The 258-nt window shown below is 65.5% G+C and carries 1 protein-coding gene; it reads left to right on the top strand.

The features are described 5' to 3' along the window. Positions 1-256, top strand: a 256-nt coding sequence (gene flgA, locus P9236_RS30730; RefSeq protein ID WP_278078218.1) for a flagellar basal body P-ring formation chaperone FlgA, incomplete at its 5' end; no start/stop codon positions are given. Positions 257-258: the final 2 nt, after the last annotated feature.

Genomic DNA, 258 nt, shown 5'->3' on the forward strand with positions numbered 1-258 from the left:
TGGCAAGGTCGCCAAGCGCACCTTGCTGCCCGGCCGCTACATTCCCTCCGCCGCCATCCGCGAGGCCTGGCTGGTCGAACAGGGTGCCTCCGTGCAGATCTTCTTCATCGCCGGCGGCCTGACGATCTCGGCGACCGCCGTGACGCTGCAACCAGGAGCCGCGGGCGACCTCGTCAAGGTTCGCAACATCGACAGCGGCAAAATCCTGTCCGGCACGGTGATGGCGGATGGAACCATCCAGGTCAGCGCTTCATGATG

Source organism: Mesorhizobium sp. WSM4884, from assembly GCF_029625675.1.
Taxonomy (GTDB): domain Bacteria; phylum Pseudomonadota; class Alphaproteobacteria; order Rhizobiales; family Rhizobiaceae; genus Mesorhizobium.